19 protein-coding genes and 1 pseudogene are annotated in these 18,295 nt (G+C 39.5%); 17 read left to right on the plus strand and 3 right to left on the minus strand.

Going from position 1 to position 18,295, the window contains the following annotated elements; all coding sequences use genetic code 11:
* The first annotated feature begins 200 nt into the window (after positions 1-200).
* Together FD724_RS18430 and FD724_RS18435 are read left to right on the plus strand one after the other, a co-directional pair.
* Positions 201-962, plus strand: coding sequence for a DUF3825 domain-containing protein (locus FD724_RS18430; protein ID WP_179073611.1), 762 nt, complete (start codon positions 201-203; stop codon positions 960-962).
* A 159-nt stretch (positions 963-1,121) separates the two neighbouring features.
* Complete coding sequence (locus tag FD724_RS18435) at positions 1,122-2,828, plus strand: amidohydrolase family protein (RefSeq protein WP_179073612.1); 1,707 nt, start codon at positions 1,122-1,124, stop codon at positions 2,826-2,828.
* A 55-nt stretch (positions 2,829-2,883) separates the two neighbouring features.
* Here FD724_RS18435 and FD724_RS18440 read toward each other — a convergent pair whose 3' ends face one another.
* Positions 2,884-3,198, minus strand: a complete 315-nt coding sequence (locus FD724_RS18440) for a helix-turn-helix transcriptional regulator (RefSeq protein WP_179073613.1) — start codon at positions 3,196-3,198, stop codon at positions 2,884-2,886.
* 4 nt (positions 3,199-3,202) lie between these two features.
* Positions 3,203-3,544 (minus strand): type II toxin-antitoxin system RelE/ParE family toxin, encoded by a 342-nt coding sequence (locus FD724_RS18445; protein WP_179073614.1) that lies wholly within the window; start codon positions 3,542-3,544, stop codon positions 3,203-3,205.
* Between the two features lie 161 nt (positions 3,545-3,705).
* Here FD724_RS18445 and FD724_RS18450 point away from each other — a divergent pair, with 161 nt between their 5' ends.
* The 11 genes and pseudogenes from FD724_RS18450 (at position 3,706) to FD724_RS18495 (ending at position 12,831) form a co-directional block, all read left to right on the plus strand.
* Complete coding sequence (locus tag FD724_RS18450) at positions 3,706-4,719, plus strand: hypothetical protein (protein ID WP_179073615.1); 1,014 nt, start codon at positions 3,706-3,708, stop codon at positions 4,717-4,719.
* Between the two features lie 284 nt (positions 4,720-5,003).
* Positions 5,004-5,968: pseudogene (locus FD724_RS40350) on the plus strand (IS110 family transposase).
* Positions 5,969-6,423: 455 nt separating this feature from the next.
* Positions 6,424-6,588 (plus strand): hypothetical protein, encoded by a 165-nt coding sequence (locus FD724_RS18455; RefSeq protein WP_179073616.1) that lies wholly within the window; start codon positions 6,424-6,426, stop codon positions 6,586-6,588.
* Positions 6,589-6,623: 35 nt separating this feature from the next.
* Positions 6,624-7,046, plus strand: coding sequence for an Mpo1-like protein (locus FD724_RS18460; RefSeq protein ID WP_179073617.1), 423 nt, complete (start codon positions 6,624-6,626; stop codon positions 7,044-7,046).
* Positions 7,030-8,034 (plus strand): aromatic ring-hydroxylating dioxygenase subunit alpha, encoded by a 1,005-nt coding sequence (locus tag FD724_RS18465; protein ID WP_179073618.1) that lies wholly within the window; start codon positions 7,030-7,032, stop codon positions 8,032-8,034. The genes FD724_RS18460 and FD724_RS18465 overlap by 17 nt, the downstream gene beginning before the upstream one ends.
* Before the next feature lie 260 nt (positions 8,035-8,294).
* Positions 8,295-9,035, plus strand: a complete 741-nt coding sequence (locus tag FD724_RS18470; RefSeq protein WP_179073619.1) for a hypothetical protein — start codon at positions 8,295-8,297, stop codon at positions 9,033-9,035.
* A gap of 5 nt (positions 9,036-9,040) precedes the next feature.
* Complete coding sequence (locus tag FD724_RS18475; RefSeq protein WP_179073620.1) at positions 9,041-10,102, plus strand: aromatic ring-hydroxylating dioxygenase subunit alpha; 1,062 nt, start codon at positions 9,041-9,043, stop codon at positions 10,100-10,102.
* Positions 10,086-10,991 carry a ferritin-like domain-containing protein gene (locus FD724_RS18480; protein ID WP_179073621.1) on the plus strand — a complete coding sequence of 302 codons (906 nt, stop codon included), beginning with the start codon at positions 10,086-10,088 and terminating at the stop codon, positions 10,989-10,991. Before FD724_RS18475 ends, FD724_RS18480 begins: the two co-directional genes overlap by 17 nt.
* 39 nt (positions 10,992-11,030) lie before the next feature.
* Positions 11,031-12,236 carry a P-aminobenzoate N-oxygenase AurF gene (locus FD724_RS18485; RefSeq protein ID WP_179073622.1) on the plus strand — a complete coding sequence of 402 codons (1,206 nt, stop codon included), beginning with the start codon at positions 11,031-11,033 and terminating at the stop codon, positions 12,234-12,236.
* Between the two features lie 18 nt (positions 12,237-12,254).
* Positions 12,255-12,554 carry a 2Fe-2S iron-sulfur cluster-binding protein gene (locus FD724_RS18490; protein ID WP_179073623.1) on the plus strand — a complete coding sequence of 100 codons (300 nt, stop codon included), beginning with the start codon at positions 12,255-12,257 and terminating at the stop codon, positions 12,552-12,554.
* 31 nt (positions 12,555-12,585) lie between these two features.
* Entirely contained in the window at positions 12,586-12,831 is a 246-nt protein-coding gene (locus FD724_RS18495) for a type II toxin-antitoxin system Phd/YefM family antitoxin (protein WP_179073624.1), read from the plus strand.
* 80 nt (positions 12,832-12,911) lie between these two features.
* Here the strand turns inward: FD724_RS18495 and FD724_RS18500 are convergent, their stop codons facing one another.
* On the minus strand, positions 12,912-13,724 hold the full coding sequence (locus FD724_RS18500; RefSeq protein ID WP_179073625.1) for a hypothetical protein: 813 nt from the start codon (positions 13,722-13,724) through the stop codon (positions 12,912-12,914).
* Positions 13,725-14,180: 456 nt separating this feature from the next.
* On the opposite strand from FD724_RS18500, the gene FD724_RS18505 reads away from it, so the two are divergent.
* The 4 genes from FD724_RS18505 (at position 14,181) to FD724_RS18520 (ending at position 18,284) form a co-directional block, all read left to right on the plus strand.
* Positions 14,181-15,203, plus strand: coding sequence for an aromatic ring-hydroxylating dioxygenase subunit alpha (locus FD724_RS18505; protein WP_179075546.1), 1,023 nt, complete (start codon positions 14,181-14,183; stop codon positions 15,201-15,203).
* 209 nt (positions 15,204-15,412) lie between these two features.
* Positions 15,413-16,162 (plus strand): sterol desaturase family protein, encoded by a 750-nt coding sequence (locus tag FD724_RS18510; RefSeq protein WP_179073626.1) that lies wholly within the window; start codon positions 15,413-15,415, stop codon positions 16,160-16,162.
* Positions 16,162-16,770 (plus strand): acyl transferase, encoded by a 609-nt coding sequence (locus FD724_RS18515; protein WP_179073627.1) that lies wholly within the window; start codon positions 16,162-16,164, stop codon positions 16,768-16,770. The genes FD724_RS18510 and FD724_RS18515 overlap by 1 nt, the downstream gene beginning before the upstream one ends.
* Positions 16,770-18,284, plus strand: a complete 1,515-nt coding sequence (locus FD724_RS18520) for a GH3 auxin-responsive promoter family protein (RefSeq protein WP_179073628.1) — start codon at positions 16,770-16,772, stop codon at positions 18,282-18,284. The genes FD724_RS18515 and FD724_RS18520 overlap by 1 nt, the downstream gene beginning before the upstream one ends.
* Positions 18,285-18,295 lie beyond the last annotated feature (11 nt).

Raw genomic sequence — 18,295 nt, forward strand, 5'->3', positions numbered from 1 at the left:
TTAGAGAAGACAGCAAGTTTGAGCTTTGTCTCAAGTTTATAGCATTTGCTAAACAACTAAGGTAAACTCAATTTTTTTTGCAAGTTTAGTAGCTTTGAAAACGTAATTTACCAGGTCGGGAAACAATATATGAGCCATTGCTAACTTTTGTCCTTCGCTCTCACTCTGGCATCGGTTAATCTCCAAACTTCAAACAAAATATGTGGCCTGAAGATTTTTTTACATTTGCATTTGTCCCAGATATGTATGCTAGTCTTCAAAATCTAGCAAGAGATGCTGAAGCAGAAGATTGGGATTATCAAAATACATCTGCGGATCACCCTCTTCCAGTTCTTTACAATTACATTCGTTACACTTACCGAAAGGTTGCTGAAGAGGGAAAGATTGCCCTTTCTGAAGATGGTCAGTACAGTTGTTTTAACACAGGTCTTGTCACACCTAGCCAAGAAGCAATTTATGCTTCGTTTGAAGTTAATCGCAAAACAGATGTACAACCTTGGTTTTTTAAGAGTTGGTTTCGTCGGGGACGTTGGGAGTCAAATAGCTTTCCTGAACTTCCTGATATAGCCCATTATTTTGACGATCCAGCCTCACTTATCTTTGACACGCGAAGAGATTTAAGGGTAAATGTAGAACATATTATTGCAGAAAATAAAGAACGTTTTCCAGAGCCGTACCAATCTATGAATGATTACGATCTTCAAAATTTATTAAACGGAGCAATAGAAAACGCAAAACAAAGAGTTCGCAGGAATTACAAGACAGCTATTCCCCAATACTACAGAGGACAGATTCAATTACTTCTGCCTTTATCCTTTGGAAACCCTCCGCGAGCAGTTCTGGCTTTAGTTGCCGAGAGACATTCAAACTTTTACCGAGTCTCAACTTGTCTTACTCTTGATATGGCATACAACAATGCTCGTCAAATCACAAAACCAGATCGTGACTGGTTACAGCCGTGAGAGCTAACTGAGCCGTTAACTCTGGAGTATTTAGTTTGTATGTACTTGGGCAGTTATCGGCAAGTTGACTCAATCACAAGCGATCGCCATTTCCAATAAATTCCCAGCCTATAATTACCCTAAACAGATCCAATAACAACCAAAAGGCAACAAAGAATCATGTTGGATTTGCTGATTCAAAACGGATTAATTTTTGATGGCTTAGGCTCTCTGCCTGTTCGCGGAGATATTGGCATTCAAAACGGACAGATTGTCACCCTTGCACCCTCATTAACTACCCCAGCGCGTGAAGTGGTTGATGCTTCTGGGTTATGGGTAACACCTGGATTTATAGATATTCATACTCATTACGATTTAGAGTTAGAAATTGCACCAGGATTGAGTGAATCAGTTCGTCATGGTGTTACTAGCGTGGTTATTGGTAACTGTAGCTTGTCTGTTGCGATCGCAGAACCCCAAATCCTGGCTGATATTTTTCAGAGGGTAGAGACACTTTCCCATCGGCTGATTGCAAAATGGCTACAAAAGTCGGTTTCCTGGCAGACACCAGCAGAATATTTACAGCATTTGCAACAGTTACCCCTTGGCCCCAATGTTGCCCCAATGTTTGGACACAGTGCCTTACGCGCTCATGTGATGGGATTAGAACGTAGTTTAACCGTTCAGCCTACTAAATTTGAACTAAATCTTATGCAGCGCATAGCCAGAGATGCAATAGATGCTGGCTTTATTGGCATTTCTATTGATATGTTTCCCTGGCATCGGATGAGTGGAAAATGGCAAGGCTGTACAATTCCCTCTCAACACGCGAAATTTCAAGAATATGCAATGTTGTCAGATTTGTGTCGTCGGTGCGATCGCGTTTTTCAAGTCACACCCAATTTACAACGGCTCGCTTCCTTTGTAGATATTCTGCGGATGGGTTCAGGAATTGGACAAAAACCACTGCGGCTAACTGTCCTCTCAGCCTTAGATGCCGTACACGATCGCAAACTATGGCGAATATTTTCCCCCCTACTATTTATTTGGAATCGGCTTCTCAATGGTAATGTCCGCTTTCAAACCTTAACCGAACCCTTCACCATTTACTCTGATGGATCTGTGACTCCCTTATTTGAAGAATTCTCCACAGGCGCACAACTTAATGGCTGTCAGTCACGAGAAGAAAGACAACAACTATGGGCATCGGAAATATTTCGTCGTCAGTTTCGCCAAGAATGGCTGAGTAAACGGCGTAAATCATTCCATCGTCGATTAGATTTGATGGAAGTTATTCACTGTCCCGAAGCAAGTTGGCAAGGGTTAAGTTTTGCCCAAATTGCTCGTCAAAAGCAACAAGAACCAGTGGATTTATTTATCCACGCATTACAAAAGTACGATACAGATTTACGCTGGGTGGCAACAGGAGCAAACGATCGCCTAAAACCCCGTTTAGCGATGATGCAGCATCCTCATATTTTGCCTGGTTTTACCGATGCTGGCGCTCACGTGCGTAACCTGGGCTACTATGATGGAGCTTTATCTTTGCTCAAACAAGCAGTTGCAACGAAGTTTCTTTCACCTGAAGCTGCGATTTGCCGCGTTACCGGAGAACCTGCTGGTTGGTTTCGTCTGGATACGGGAGTTCTGAAAGTTGGTGCGAAAGCAGATATAGTTTTACTCGATCCCAATGCTTTAAATCAGCCAATTAGCCCGCAGATGCAGATATCAGATCCCGTTTTAGATGGTGAACCTCGGATGGTTAAGCGTGGTTCGGATGAGATTGTGCAAGCTGTTTATATTAATGGGGTTCAGGTTGTTTGTCGGGGGAAAGTGAGCGATCGCTTGGGGCGTGAAAAGTTGGGAAGTGTTTTGTTTTCTGTTTGAATTATCTCACGCAGAGACGCAAAGAGAAGTTTGAGAGTTTAGCATAGAATTGCTTTTACCCCACATCAGCAATCACCTGCCCAATATCTTGAGGAGTTGCACCTGTTGCTAACATTGCCCGAATCAACAATTCAATTGATACTGAAGCATCACCATTTTCAGCTTTAGCAATCCGAGGTTGGCTGGAACTAATCTTAGCAGCGAGTTCACTTTGAGTCATCAGTTTTTGCCGACGCTCCTTCAAGTTTTGGCTGAGAGCTAGCTTAATTTCAACAAACATAGTTTCTTCAGGTGTTAACTCCAAAAAATCTGAAACTGTGCCAATTTTCCAGCCTTTAGATTCCAAACGTTCTCTCTTTGCTTGATCCATCACATTACTCCTGCTGATCGGTATCATATTTGCTCAGACGCTTTTTGCAAACCTCAATTATCTTTTTGGATGTTGTCCTCGTTGTTTTATTAAAGACTTCAACAATCAAGATTGCATCGTCATCAATTCGATAAATGATTCTCCAGTTTTTATCTGCATCTCGAATACGTAATTCATGACAGTGAATTCCTATACTTGGCATAGGGCGTGAATGTGGCAACCCAAGGGATTCACCTTCCTGTAATTGTCTGAGCAGAACACCTGCTTCTATGCGTGCTTCTTGAGTGAAAGGTGGGGTTTTAACTTCACCATGTAACCAAACTAAAGGTTTACTTTGATCTCCCATACTGTATTTATATCATATCTGATATATTGATATAATATACCCATGAAAGGGAACTTTATCTGTAGAGCGATGTCTACAGCGATCGCACTCTTCTCACTAAATAGATATAGTTCTACTTGATACCAATGCTTTAAATCAGTCAATTAGCCCGCAATGTATCTATGAATTCAGCTTCAATACAATCACCTAAAATTCCAGTTCTTGGTCCTTATGAAGCACAATGCTTTTCAAAATACTTTAAGGGTATAGACTCACTCCTAGCAAAGAGGTTTTTATTTGGTTTTCTACCGAATGAAGAACATATAACTTCAATTTTATGTGAATTACTTGATGAACGTGGCTCACAGTTACATCAACTTCCTTATAGTCTGTTGGATTTGAATAATGATCTTAAGAAAAATGGGGGTCTTTTACATGCTGATGTTTCTATATCAACAACTGATTACAATAAGCGCCAGGAGCATGATCTAACTCAGTCAGATATTGGTATTGTTGTCGAGTATAGAGACAATATTGAACCTAATAATAGTTTTAGTAATGGTATCTTGCTTCAAGCTAAGAAATTATTTCCAGCTAGTAACTCTGACTATAATCTAACTTCAGCTTATAAGTCTTTCGATCGAGTACAGCATAATCGCCTTGAGGATTTGAATAAGTTATATATAGACAAAGGATGTGGCGATGAGTGCATAAAATACTTAATGTATAACCCCTCCCTAGAAGCAATTCCAAAGCATGAACAGCAAAAAATATTATACCGACAGATTAAGTTAGATGCAAAGTCAATCTTTGACTTTACTATTGGTTTGCAAAGATATAGAGAGCTTATTGAGGGAGAGCAATCTTCAATCCTTAATTTGGGATGTCTTTTTACGTCTATAGAGAATATACATGGGCTTGCTACAAAAGCAGCTAAAGCTAGTAGGACAGAGCAAACTCTGCATGAGTTCACGTTAGGCTCACTCGTTGATTCTATAAATGTTTATAAGAGTTCGCTGTCTTACTTCTTCGTCTTTGATCTCATGATGAGGGGAGTGGGTTGCTCATGTGAAGAGTTTATCAAATTCGTTTATTCTGGTACAAAAACAGACATTATAAATAAAATAAATGAACTAGAAGTTGCGCCACCGAAGTATTCGATAAAACTAAAGATTACTGCTGCTGGTGAACAGTAATTTTCACGCATTGCGCGATATAAAGCGCTAGTAGGTTGGGTTACGCAAAGCCTCCACCCAACCTTGTATCTTAGAAAGAGTAGTAGACCGTCCCAACCTTGGTCAAGAAAGACCGCTTTGTAGCATGGGTCACTACAATAATCTCTTTGACAGAACTCGAACAGTCGCCAGGGGCAAAAATTTAAATACTGATGTTTAGATTATACAGTCCGTATCGTGCAAGGATGAGTGTAATCAAGGGGATAAGAATCAACTATAACAAACACAATCCGTGAGAGTGAAATATGGAAAATATTGCTCAATGGGTAGGTATTGATGTGAGTAAAGCCACATTAGATGTTTATATCCGTCCTCTGGGTAAAGCTATGATTGTGGCAAATACAGAATCAGAAATATCAAATCTAGTGGAGCTACTCTTATCCTATAGTTTAAATCTGATTGTACTAGAAGCAACCGGAGGATTAGAAACTGAACTAGTAATCCAATTGCAAGCTGCACTTTTACCAGTAGCATTAATTAATCCCCGTCAAGGACGAGATTTTGCGAAAGCTACGGGTAAGCTTTGGCCAAAACTGATGCCATTGATGCACAAATATTGGCACATTTTGGCGAAGCGATGAAACCCCAAGTTTTAGCCATTCAATCCGAAATGGCGCGTCAATTATCGGAATTAATTAGTCGCAGACGACAATTAGTGGAGATGCAGACAGCCGAAAAGAATCGCCGCTCACGCACTCGTGGTCAAGCCTTGGCAGATATTGAGGCTCATATTGAATACCTGGAAGAACACCTCAAACAACTCAATCAAAAAATTGCCGAATTGACGCAAAACAATCTTCAATGGATTGATAAAGTTAATTTACTTAAAAGTACTCCTGGTATTGGTCAAGTAATTTCGACAACTCTGGTTTCGGATTTACCAGAACTGGGTCAACTCACTGCCAAACAAATTTCTCGCTTAGTTGGTGTTGCACCAATTAATCATGATAGTGGTCAACACAAAGGTAAGCGCATGATTAATGGCGGTCGCGCTCATGTTCGTGCCATTCTTTATATGGGTGCTGTTGTTGCTATGCGTCATAATCCGGTTATAAAGGCCTTTTATGAGCGCCTCGTCGAACGTGGTAAATCGAAAAAATTAGCTCTCACTGCTTGCGTTCATAAAATGTTAGTCATTCTAAATGCAATGGTTCGAGATAATTTGCCTTGGCGTGTAACTGACAACTTACAACCCATTGCCAACGCTTAATCACAACTCAACGTTTTTATACTTTGGAATAGTCCCCCCGATGATCCCATTGCGGCATTTGGGTCAACTTTTTATGCTCTTTTTTATCTCCACGGGAAATCCAGCAACTGGGGAAGATTCTGCGGCGAAGCGGAGTGGCTGGTGCGGGCTGCTACCATCTTAACCAAGAGCCACAAGTCTTTTTGCCCGTACCAGCCACCGCAGAATCTAGCGCTGCGTTCCCCAGTTGCGTCAATGTTAAGAGTCCCGGTTTTTTGTTAACGTTCGCTTGACTTTTAAGACAGTCGCTACAATACATTTTTTTGCAACATTTTAGCCTTGCTATGCCACTACGGCGGGTGGAGCGATCGCTTTATTCAGGACAGGTATGACTTTGCTATATTAGATAATGTCTAACCAATAATCATTCCTAAATAAATTGTAAAATTTAAACAGCAAAAAATCTCTCCATTCTTATGAGTGAAAAACTTCAGACGGAAAAAGACAAGCTACAGGCAAGCACTAGTATAGAAATAAATCAAGAAACAGAAAACGAAAAAGTTTTATGTTCTCATTGCCAGCGTACTGCTACAAACGGTATTAAATGTAAAGGTATTTGTGTGGCTGATAATGACTATTAAAGTACAACTTATATTGATTTATCATACACTCTATTATGATTAATATCAATTCTAATCCTAAACAAAGACTAAGAAATAGAATTAATAGTCAAATTACAGATCATCCTTTTACAGACTATTGGGATATTTTTCTTCTTAAACATCAACATCCAATTAATATTATTCTACACATTCTAGGAATATTCTTTTTTTACAGTTTACTCTTTTATACTTGGAAGTTGCAAAACTTTTGGTTGCTATTGGGCTTACCGTTAACTCAATTATTGGGATTAACCGGACATTTTTTATTTGAGCGTAGCCATATTGATTTACAAGATGCTGTATTTTCTTGGCGGGCTTCTTATTGTTTAGGTAAAATGTTATTTAGAATTTTGACGGGTAAATATCGAGATGATATTCGCCAACGACAAGAAATATTAAATAATTATCTATCAAACAATTATGCAAATATTCAATAATTGGAATGTAATTGCTCAGGGTTGGTATATTGCCTGTCCTAGTGATGAAATCCCTAAAAAAACAGCAAAATCTGTAGAAGTATGCGGTCATAAAATTGCCCTTTTTAGAGGTGAAGATGGTCAAGTACGGGCTTTGGATGCTTACTGCCCTCATTTGGGGACAGATTTAGGAATTGGGAAGGTTGATGGTAATTGGATTCGTTGTGCATTTCATCATTGGGCATTTGATGAAACAGGGCTTTGTCAAAATATTCCCTGTCAATCAGAAATTCCTAGTCAAGCTAAATTGCAAGTTTATGCAACAGAGGAAAAGTATGGATTCATCTGGATTTATCCAGATGCTAAAGCACCAGAGGGAGTGGCTGATTTTGATGAATTGAAGGGAAAAGAAATTGTTGCACAAGCTGATATTGCATTTGCAAGAAGTTGCCATCATCATATTTGTATGATGAATGGGATTGATGCTCAACATTTAAAAACAATTCATCATTTAGATATCAAAATGGATTTGTCGCTACATCGCAGCGAATTAGGGACGCAAATTGACTTTACAATGCGGGGACAATTCCCCAAAACTACATTTCGAGAAAAGTTAGGTCAAAGATTTCTTGGTTCTACATATCAATATTCAATGCGTTATGCTCATGGTTGCCTTGGCTTGTTAACAATGATGAAGGATGTTAGGCTTTTTCCGCCACTGTATATGATATATGCTTATACTCCAATTGCGCCTGAAAGAACGATAATTCAACCGATTTATGTAACTGAAAAACGTAAAGGTATTCTAGGGTATCTGCTTAGTCAGTTTTTGCTATTCTCTACTCGCTTGGCTTACTATATGCTCAGGGATGAAGATGGCAAAATTTACGACAATATTCGCTTTAATCCAAAATTACTGCTTAGTATCGATCGTCCATTAGCTGAATATATGGAGTATGTAAATCAGCTAAAACCGTCTCGATGGTCAAAAAATAGGGGTGTAGAATAGTAGATTGGATTAGCGATCGCGTAACCCAACAAAAGCTTTGGTAATGTTGCGTTTTGTTTCTCAATCTAAATACATCTTAATTATTTTGTGGAATAGGCGATTTCCATCAACCCTTATTGAGAAGGTGCAAGATGTGAATACGGAATTGTAGCCTAAATAACCATTCTGGAATCTGTCACATTACACCGTAAATTTACCATAATGGTCGATAAAGTTTTAATTAAATATAATACAAATCGAGTTTAGGTAATTTCCGCGCAATGAAGAGTTTGCTGATTCCTGTTGAAAATTTGCAACAAAGCGATCGCACCGCCATGTATGCGTTGCTGCAAAATCACTTCCAAGGCATAACCTGGGATGGGTTTCTAGCTGATTTAGAGCGCAAAAACTGGGCTTTGTTGTTGAGAGATGAGACATCCAACGCACTCAAAGGATTTTCAACTCTGATGTTATGCCAAACAACTTTTTTGGGAGAAAAAATTAGTGTGGTGTATTCTGGCGACACTATCGTTGATCCTAGTGCTTGGTCGAGTACAACACTACCACGTAGTTGGATTGCCGCTATCAATTTTCTGCGTCAACACTATGCAGAAAATAAACTTTACTGGCTGCTAATTTGCTCTGGTTTTCGCACTTATCGTTTTCTCCCTACTTTTTGGCAAGATTTCTACCCGCGTTATGATGTTACAACACCTGCGGATGTAACAAATCTGATGGCGAGTTTAGCACGGGAATACTATGCTAATTTATACCAAGAATCAACTGGTATAGTCAATTTTCCGCATCCCCAAATTCTCTGTGAGGCGTTAATTGAAATCCCCACAGGAAGACAGACTAACCCCCATATCCAGTTTTTTGAAGAAAAAAACCCCGGCTATCGATTAGGGGATGAATTGGTTTGTTTAACTGAAATTAACTATGGCAATCTCACTCGTGCTGGAAAACGGATGTGGAAATCAGAATCATCGTTACAACTTGTGCAAGATTGTGTTTTAATTTAACTTTTATGGCATCTACAAATCCACAATCAAACTTTAACAATCCGACACAATTTATAGAGGGATGGTACTGGACATTACCATCAAAAAAATTAAAAATTGGCAAGGTAAAAGCTATAACCTTGCTAGGTAGGAATCTGGCAATTTATCGGGGAGTTAGTGGTCAGGTAGTAGCTGTAGATGCTTATTGTCCACACATGGGCGCTCATTTAGCAGAAGGTAAGGTAGAAGGTGATGGAATTCGCTGCTTTTTTCATAATTGGAAGTATGACAGTCGCGGAATTTGTGTAGATATTCCTTCTTTAGGAAAACCGCTACCTGTGTGTATTAAAACTTGGCATACAGCAGAAAAATACGGCATGATTTGGGTTTGGGTGGGAGAAGAAAAGCCAAGTTCGCTGCTCTTTGTACCAGAATTAGAACAGGTAGATTGTGATTATATATTGGGAACTCACTTTGTCAAAAATTGCCATCCCAATGTCTTACTAATTAATGCGATTGATGCTCACCATTTCAATACAGTACACAATTTACCTTTAGAGATTATATTTGATTCTCAAAACCTCAACCCTAACGCTATTACCTTCAGCAACACTACACGGGGAGGGGATGATTCTTGGTTAATTCGCCTGATTCGTCCTCTATATCGCAACGAAGTTACTTATAGTATGTGTTACTGGTATGGCAGTACTGGCAGTGTGACGCTAGGGCCGGATTTTCTGCACTTCTACATTATATTTACACTGCGAATGATAGAAGGTGGTAAAACTGAAGGGCAAACAATTCTTGTGACTCCCAAGCGTCCGGGATTTTGGGGATGGGTTTTAAATCGTGGTTTGTTATGGTTAACCCAGCAAGTTGGTAATTACTTTGCAAAAGGGGATACACAGGTATTTCAGACAATTCAGTTTGATTTAAAGACTCCTACTAAAGCAGATCAATCTATTCTGGAATTTATTCAGCACGTTAATCACCAGAAAGCTTTAACTTGGGCAACTTGGGACACTGTTAATTATCCAAATATTCAAACCCTATCAACACCTAGCCCTGAACATGGATTCAAAATATAACATTGTCGGTTTTGACCTACCACACACAGATTGTAATGACCGTTTACTACGGATATTAACAGCAGCATTACCTAATCAGAATAATTATGCTAATTGCCCACAATTAAATTATTGGGATGCTGAATTTTTTAAATTACATCAAGTCAAAATTTTTCAACAATCTAATATTACTGAACAATCTGCTATTCTGGAACATGCCAACCACAGCCTGTTAGAAGAATCATATTTCATTGAGAAAGCAGGGGTTGGCTACATGGCAAAAATGGTACTGTTAGCCGAAACAGTTGAAGAACGAATGCTTTATGGATTGTTTACGGCTGATGAAGCTACCCACCTTCACAAAATTAGCCATTTTTTACCAGAAATGGAAGTAACTAATACGAACGATCCGTTTTTGCGCTTACTATCAGAAGTGGTTGAAAGTACAGATAAAATAGTTTTGTTGTTTGTGCTGCAAGTCGTTTTAGAAGGATGGGGTTTAAGCCATTATCGGCGTTTAGCGAAGGAATGCGGCTATCCAGTTTTAGCAGAACTTTTTGCCAGTTTTTTACAATCTGAATCCCGTCATCACGCTACAGGAACCACCTTATTTAATCAAATTACTGTTTCAGCATTCAGTCAAACAACAATTCTCGATGTATTGGCACAGTTTTTGTTTATGGTACAGGTGGGGCCACAAAGCGTAGTAGCAGCAGTTGAACAAGTCAAAGGACATCTGACGCGATCGCAAAAAATCCAAATCTTAGAAGAACTAGATACAGAGACTCATAGCGGAACGCGATTACAAATATTGCGATCGCTCATGGGAGGAAAATCAGCCCAGTCTATCCTGCAAAATTTAGAAGAACGCGGTGCCTTTGAACCACTCCCCGCCCATCAATGTGTGTAATAAATATTAATCTTATCTCTGCGTCAAATAAAAACGGATATGGAAAAAACTATTCATCGCAAATTACAAATTAACCACACCCGCAACAAACAGCAAGATCATACTGCTTTAATGGATGAAGCTGTCGGCAAGTTTCGCTATGAAGATTGTCAAAACGAGTATTGGAACCCAGAGGAGTTTTCCCTGCTATATGGCACACCTTTATGGGAACAGTCCAGCCAACATCAGCGTATAATTTTGAACCAACTTTACTGGGTAGCTTACTACTCACAAATTGTTTCTGCTGAAATTGCAACTATCTTTTTCAATCAAACCAGTGCAGCCGGACTTTATGCCCAAGAAGATTTTCGCTTAATCTGCGATACCTTAGACTTGGAATCCGCCCAAGAGCGATCGCACATTAACGCCTTCCGCACGATTGCCAAACAGGTTGAACAAGCGTTGTTTGGGGAACTTATTTTTACCTACCCCATGCGCGGCCCCTTTACAGAAACAATGGTTTATGCTGACACCAATGCTCTAAAAACTTGGTGGAAAAGAATTCAACTTCAATACTTTGGGCTAATTTCTGCGAATAATACTTTTTTAGCTTGTCAGTATTTTACAGTCCGGGGAGTGCGGACACTAAACGGCAAGTTAGTACAGCACAAACTCAGCAGTTATTATCAAAAACATCTCCATCCTGAAGCTGCTCCAATTCCTGCTAAAGTCTCCTATTATCACTTCATGGATGAAAGCTTTCACTTCAATAGTTCGACAATTATATCTCACGATGTTATTACCTGCCTTAAGCCACCGACTGCTTTTGAGCGACTGGTTGCTAATTTAGGATTGCTGGGATGTCAGCGCGATCATTTTCATTTTTCTGCGGCGATTAACGGGATATTCTGGTACGATCCGGCGCTATATAGCAATATTTATCGGGTGTTGCGATCGCCGATTTTTGAGATGAGTGATATGGATGCTAAAGAAATGATGCGGCGTTGCTTTACGCAGGAGTCGGAAGGATTGCAGCGCAGTTTTTTAACTCATCAGGAGGCAATGAAATCTTATCAAGTGTATGTTGAAAAGCTCGATTATCTTTGGCAACGTAATCGGGATATGTCACTGATGGCTACTAATTCAATTCCTCGATATTTGGCAACTCAAAAAAGGGCTTTTCAAGGTTTTGAAGATCAAGAGGATTTGTTTTTATCTCACGCAGAGACACAGAGGTGCAGAGAGGAATGGAAGAGTGTTGTTTAGGTAAAATTATTGCGTATTATGGCTGACTTCTGTAAGATATTGTTTCCAGAAAGTGATTTTGTTGCTATAACTCTGGAATGTCATCAAAGTTTGTCTGAACATCTCACGATTCAGAATTCACCTGTTTTATTTGGTTGTCGGACTGGTATTTGTGGCACTTGTTTGGTTGAGGTTATTGGTGATATTCCTCCACCTCAAGCTGATGAACAGGAAATGTTAGAAACATTAGCAGCTAATTATCCTCATGCACGGTTAGCTTGTCAGCTTGATGTTACAGGTAATGTTGAAATTCGTAGGCTGGAAGGTGAATTTGGTTAAACTTAGTTTAAAGACTTAGTTAAATAAAATCATGGAAACTGTAAATATCCATCAAGCTGAAACGAATCTCTCACAGCTTTTGTTGCGGGTAGAGCATGGAGAAGAAATCATTATTTCTAACAGAGGTATTCCTGTTGCCAAGTTGGTTCCGTTTCGCACCTCATCAAATCGCCGCGATAGTTTAGGACAGGATAAAGGGCGTTTTGTAGTGCCAGAGGACTTTAACGCCCCTTTACCAGATGAGATGTTGACAGCTTTTGAGGGCGGTGAGAAGTGAAACTTTTGCTAGATACGCAGTCTTGGTTATAGTGGATTTACTTGCCTCAACTCAACCTACTTGCTTTTTACAACAACCAATTAAATACTGTTTGGACGTGCATGGCGTTGTGTTCCATCCAGAATGACCTTAAATTTTCCGTCACACCTCTCAAATAACTTATTTCGCCATTCTACTCCCTCCCATTTTGCATCTTGATTTACAGGTAATCCAAAAAGATAACGCTCATTGTTGTAGATAACACCAAAAGATTTGGCTGAACCTTCGCGGTAAAAACCAACAAGTTGTGGAGAGCCACAACTTCTGCGATCTTCTCCACTTTTTAGAGCGTCGCAAAAAGCACTGAAGACATTGCGGCTTGTATTCCCTATCTCACTTCGATTCCACTTTTCATAAAATGTGTTTATAGTTTTCTGCCCTGATCCCAATGCTTGAACAAGACCAGATCGGATGGGAAGTGTTAACAAATTCGTATTCCATTTACCTGTTTTCCAAGTCAGATTCCATACATAAACTACTTGCTGTTTAAAGAAGTTTTGACGGGTACAGTAAATAATCGAGACTGTATCAGATGACAGGATGGGATACCCCAAAAAGGATTGTTTGATGATAGATAAAATATTCTGGAATTTGGCTAGGGGTGTATCATCAGGGTTAAAAAGAAGACCCGAATCAATATGTTCTATGACTTGCATCAAAATCTGAGAGGGAAATAATACATCACCGCAATAGCCTAGTATATCTGGATAGTTTTTTGAGGCAAATAATTTGCGTCCACAATCCCATACCAATGGAGTTGAGTTTCCACCCCAAGAAATACGGCTATCACTAGCAAGATAGAAGGAATTAAAACCACTCGTACCTATACCAATCCAAGCAATTAGAGATGTCATAGCTAGATATCTTCTGCTATAATTTGTTAGATTCGTCAAGTTTAGCGTTCAGAGTCAACCTGAACGACACAGCGCGATTCCCCTATCCTCCATCACTTCAAGGGGGATAAGTGTCTAGTGACCTACCCTCAAATGCGGCCGCATATTCTGAGGGTGGAGGGCAGGGCGAACGCACGGGATTTCTGAAACCCTTGCTGGGCAAGGATCTTGATGAAAAAATAGGCTAAATTAAAAAACGCCAAAACCCTTGCTATTAAAGGATTCTTATACTTTAGATGCGTTTGCCCTGGGGTGGAGGGGTCTTAAAATTACATCCCATAATTTCCACTTCTTCATAAAATAATTGCTATACAGCAGTTAGAGGGTATGATTTTACAAAATTTTGAACCGCATATACGTATCGTATTTTTGTACTTTTCCAATCCCTTTTTCAATCTCAATACTTTCCACCACACCATGCAATTTGCAGATTTCTGGTATATTGTCGCACTCAGCCAACAGTTACAACCTAACAAGGTATTACCACGCACCGTTTTAGGAGAATGGTTAGCGATATTTCGTGGTGAAGATGGACAACCCGTAGCTTTGCGCGATCGCTGTTTACACCGCAATAGCCGTCTATCATCAGGTAAAATCTGTAACGGTGCTTTACAATGTCCCTATCATGGTTGGGTATATGACGCGGTTGGTAATGTGATTGCTGTTCCAGCCGAAGGAGATGACTTCAAACCTTCCCCACAGCGTCGAGCCAAGTGTTACGCTACCAAAGAACAAGATGGCTATGTTTATGTGCAGTTAGCTGATACCCCAAAGGTTGATTTTGAACCCTTTTCTATGCCTCACTACGGACAGACAGGATGGGAGACGGTGCGGGTAATTAACCGTTTTGCTAATAATGTTACTAATTGTGCGGAGAACTTTATTGATATTCCCCATACGGCTTTTGTTCATCCTGGTGTTTTCCGTACTTCTCGCCAACAAAAGTTAGAGATGACTGTTGAACGTTGTCATGGTTCGGTTTTGGTGGAGTATCGCAACGAAAACAATAATTTGGGATGGTATAGCCGTTTTCTGAATTTGCAGGGTGCAGAGATTAAACATAGCGATCGCTTTTATATGCCAAACATTACCTCTGTAGAGTATAAGATGGCACATAATCGCCATTTGTTCATTACCAGTCAATCTATTCCAGAAACCGATAATTCAACTCTGGTTTACACCGATGTCACCTATAACTATGGTATTTGGAATAAATTAGCACGTCCTTTTGTGTGGTGGACTGCTCAACACATTATCCGCCAAGACGTGAAAATTTTGTGTATTCAGGGAGAAGCGATCGCTAAATACGGGACACAATTTTATAATACGCCTGCGGACACAATCCATATATTTGTAGAGTCAATTATGGCAGCTATATCTTGTGGAGAAGATCCGCGTTTATTGCCAAATCAATCAGTAAAAGTTACATTTTGGGTTTAAGAGGTTGTTTGAAAAGTATTTAGCTGTGATTTTAGGCATTTGTTGATCCCCCCTAACCCCCCTTAAAAAAGGGGGAAACTGGAATTAAAGTCCCCCTTTTTAAGGGGGATTTAGGGGGATCTAAAACGTTTTTCTACTAAGAAAAGGACTTTTTAAACATCCTCTAAGAATAATTCGTAATTAATCCAAATCACCGTGAGCAATCAAAAGTGGAAATACAAAACTTTTCACAACTACTAATTTTTGGCTCTTTTATCGGATTAGTTGGTTGGACTATTACCAATCAGGTTGGACGAACTCAATTTAAAGTGAAAAGTCGTGAAGATTGGCTAATAGATAGTACAGGGTTAACAATTCAAGGAATTTTGATTCCCTTACTACAAGCTACTTTAGTTTATTGGCTTTATCAATATTTACTACCCACTCAACAAGGATATTTAAAAGTATCAGTAGTTGCGGCTTTTCTTATCAGTTTTGTTGTAGTTGATTATTTATATTATTGGAATCATCGTTTATTACATACTAAATTGTTGTGGAAGGTTCATCAAGTCCATCATACTGTTACTCAGATGGATGTATTAGGAACTTCTCGCAACACACTTTGGACAAGTTTGTTAATTATTTATTTATGGATACACACTTTGTTTTTGTATCTGTTAACCGATCCTACAGGTTATTTACTTGGAATAAGTCTAACTTCTGCCTTAGATTTATGGCGACATAGCAGTTTGATAATTACTGAAAATAGCTGGTTTCATCAACTTTTATCTTCTTGGTTAATCTTACCACAGGATCATGCTTGGCATCATTGCCGCGAATTCCAAAATTATAACTACGGGGCTAATCTGAAAATTTGGGATAAGTTACATGGAACATATTATGAAAGCGAAAATTTGCCATCTATAATCGGAATTCCTAGCTCATTAAACTTGTTCCAAAAACTTTTCTTCCCATTTTAATGACAGTTCTAAGTAAAATTCTTTCGTTTTTTCCCACCTTTATATTATTGCTAACTGGGGCAGCAATAATCTACCTCGCCTATTCACCCAACATCTTCAGCATTCTGGCGGTGTTCCTCTCTATTTATGGGCTACCAGTGCTAGTTTACCGCTTGCATGAATGGGTTTATCCTGTGCGGGAGGGTGTTAGTTATCTACAAGGTAAAGAATATAGTCCCTGGTGGGGTAGTCATCAAATCCAGGTAATTTATATTGCAATTCCGGTATTGGAAGCGGTGCTGCGACTGATTCCGGGGGTATTTTCGTGTTGGTTGCGATTGTGGGGTGCTAAAGTGGGGCGAGATGTATACTGGACAACAAGATTGGAGATTGCCGATCGCAGTTTGTTAGAAATTGGCGATCGCGTTGTTATCGGGCATGGTATCGGTATTTATTCTCACATCATTAAACCCCGCAAGCAAAATTTAATGCTGTATGTCAAAAAAGTCAAGATTGGCAGCAATGTCTTTGTCGGTGCTGGATCTAATCTTGCTGCTGGTGTAGTCATTGCTGATGGTTCTTATGTACCAGCAGTCAGTAACCTTTATCCTAATCAAAAGGTGCAATAATGCGTCCGATTATTAAGCTTTTTGGGCAAATCCTCGCACCAACTGCGAGGCGATTTCATCAAGCTTTGGATAACCCAGAGTTAATGCAGACATCTGTACAGAAGGAAATTTGCGATCGCCTAATCAAAAGTGAGTATGGTAAAACTTTGGGGATTCATTCTGTAGATGATTGGCAGCGTGTGCCAATTGTAGATTATGATGCACTCGAATCCTACTTAAATCAAAAACAGCTGCAAATTTCCCTCACATCAGAACCCATTTTGTTCTACGAAAAAACCTCTGGTAGCAGTGGAGCAGTAAAATGGATTCCTTATACTCAATCTTTGCGGCGATCGTTTAATAAAATGTTCTGTGTATGGGCGCATGATTTGATTGTAAATGGCCCGAAATTTAATACAGGAAAAATTTATGCTTGTATCTCGCCGCAATTAAATGTAGCTGATAGCCAAGCTTTACAGGATGATTTAGATTATTTAGATGGCTGGTTGCGTTGGTTTTTACGTCCTTGGTTGGTGATGCCAAATAAACTTAATCGGCTGCATGACGCGAATTTGTTTAAACATCAACTGGCTTTGGCATTATTAGAGGCTGAAAAACTAGAAATTATTTCTATTTGGAGTCCTAGTTTTCTACAAGTACATTTAAAATATATTCAAGAAAATCAAGATTTATTGCGAAAAGAATTACACAATCTAATTTCACATCATCGCCTGCAACTTCTCAGCGAAAGTAATATTCCCTGGATGCAACTCTGGCCAAATTTAAAGCTAATTTCTTGCTGGGATAGCGCCAATGCAGCAGATCAAGCTCAGGGATTAAGATTAAAATTTCCAGGTGTATTAATTCAAGGTAAAGGACTACTAGCAACGGAAGCCCCAATGACGATTCCGTTGATTGTAGCTGGGGGATGTGTGCCAGTTCTGGATGAAGTTTTTTTCGAGTTCGAGGATGATGCTGGTTCACTGCATGGTTTACATGAACTCAACATTGGCAAGGAATACACGATTATTTTATCCCAGAAAGGCGGATTGTATCGTTATCGAATTGGCGATCGCATCCGGGTTACTCATTACTATCGCCACACTCCCTGTTTAGAGTTTCTCGGACGACATCAAGCTATTAGCGATTTGGTGGGCGAAAAGTTGCAAGAAACCTTTGTAAACAATGCTCTGACTCTGTTGAACTTGCAAGAAACTAATTTTAAAAGCTTGATGCCTATTGCCGATCCTCCACACTATATTCTACTACTAGATTCAGCCAAAGAAACCCCAGAAATTATTGCTGAAAAACTGGATCTGGCTCTATCAGAATCATATCATTACCAAAGAGCTAGAACCATCGGTCAACTTGCACCACCACAGGTTTTAATCTCTAATGAAATTCCTGAAGTGTTAGTTTCCCATCGTATCCGCACTGGAAGTATTTGGGGAGGTATTAAGCATCCAATTCTGGCAACTTCACCCATTAGCACTGAATTTTTACAAGAGTTGAAGTTGGAAATTGATCAGAAATAGCTAACCTCTGG

This window comes from Nostoc sp. C057 (assembly GCF_013393925.1).
In the GTDB taxonomy this organism is placed as follows: Bacteria; Cyanobacteriota; Cyanobacteriia; order Cyanobacteriales; family Nostocaceae; genus Nostoc; species Nostoc muscorum_A.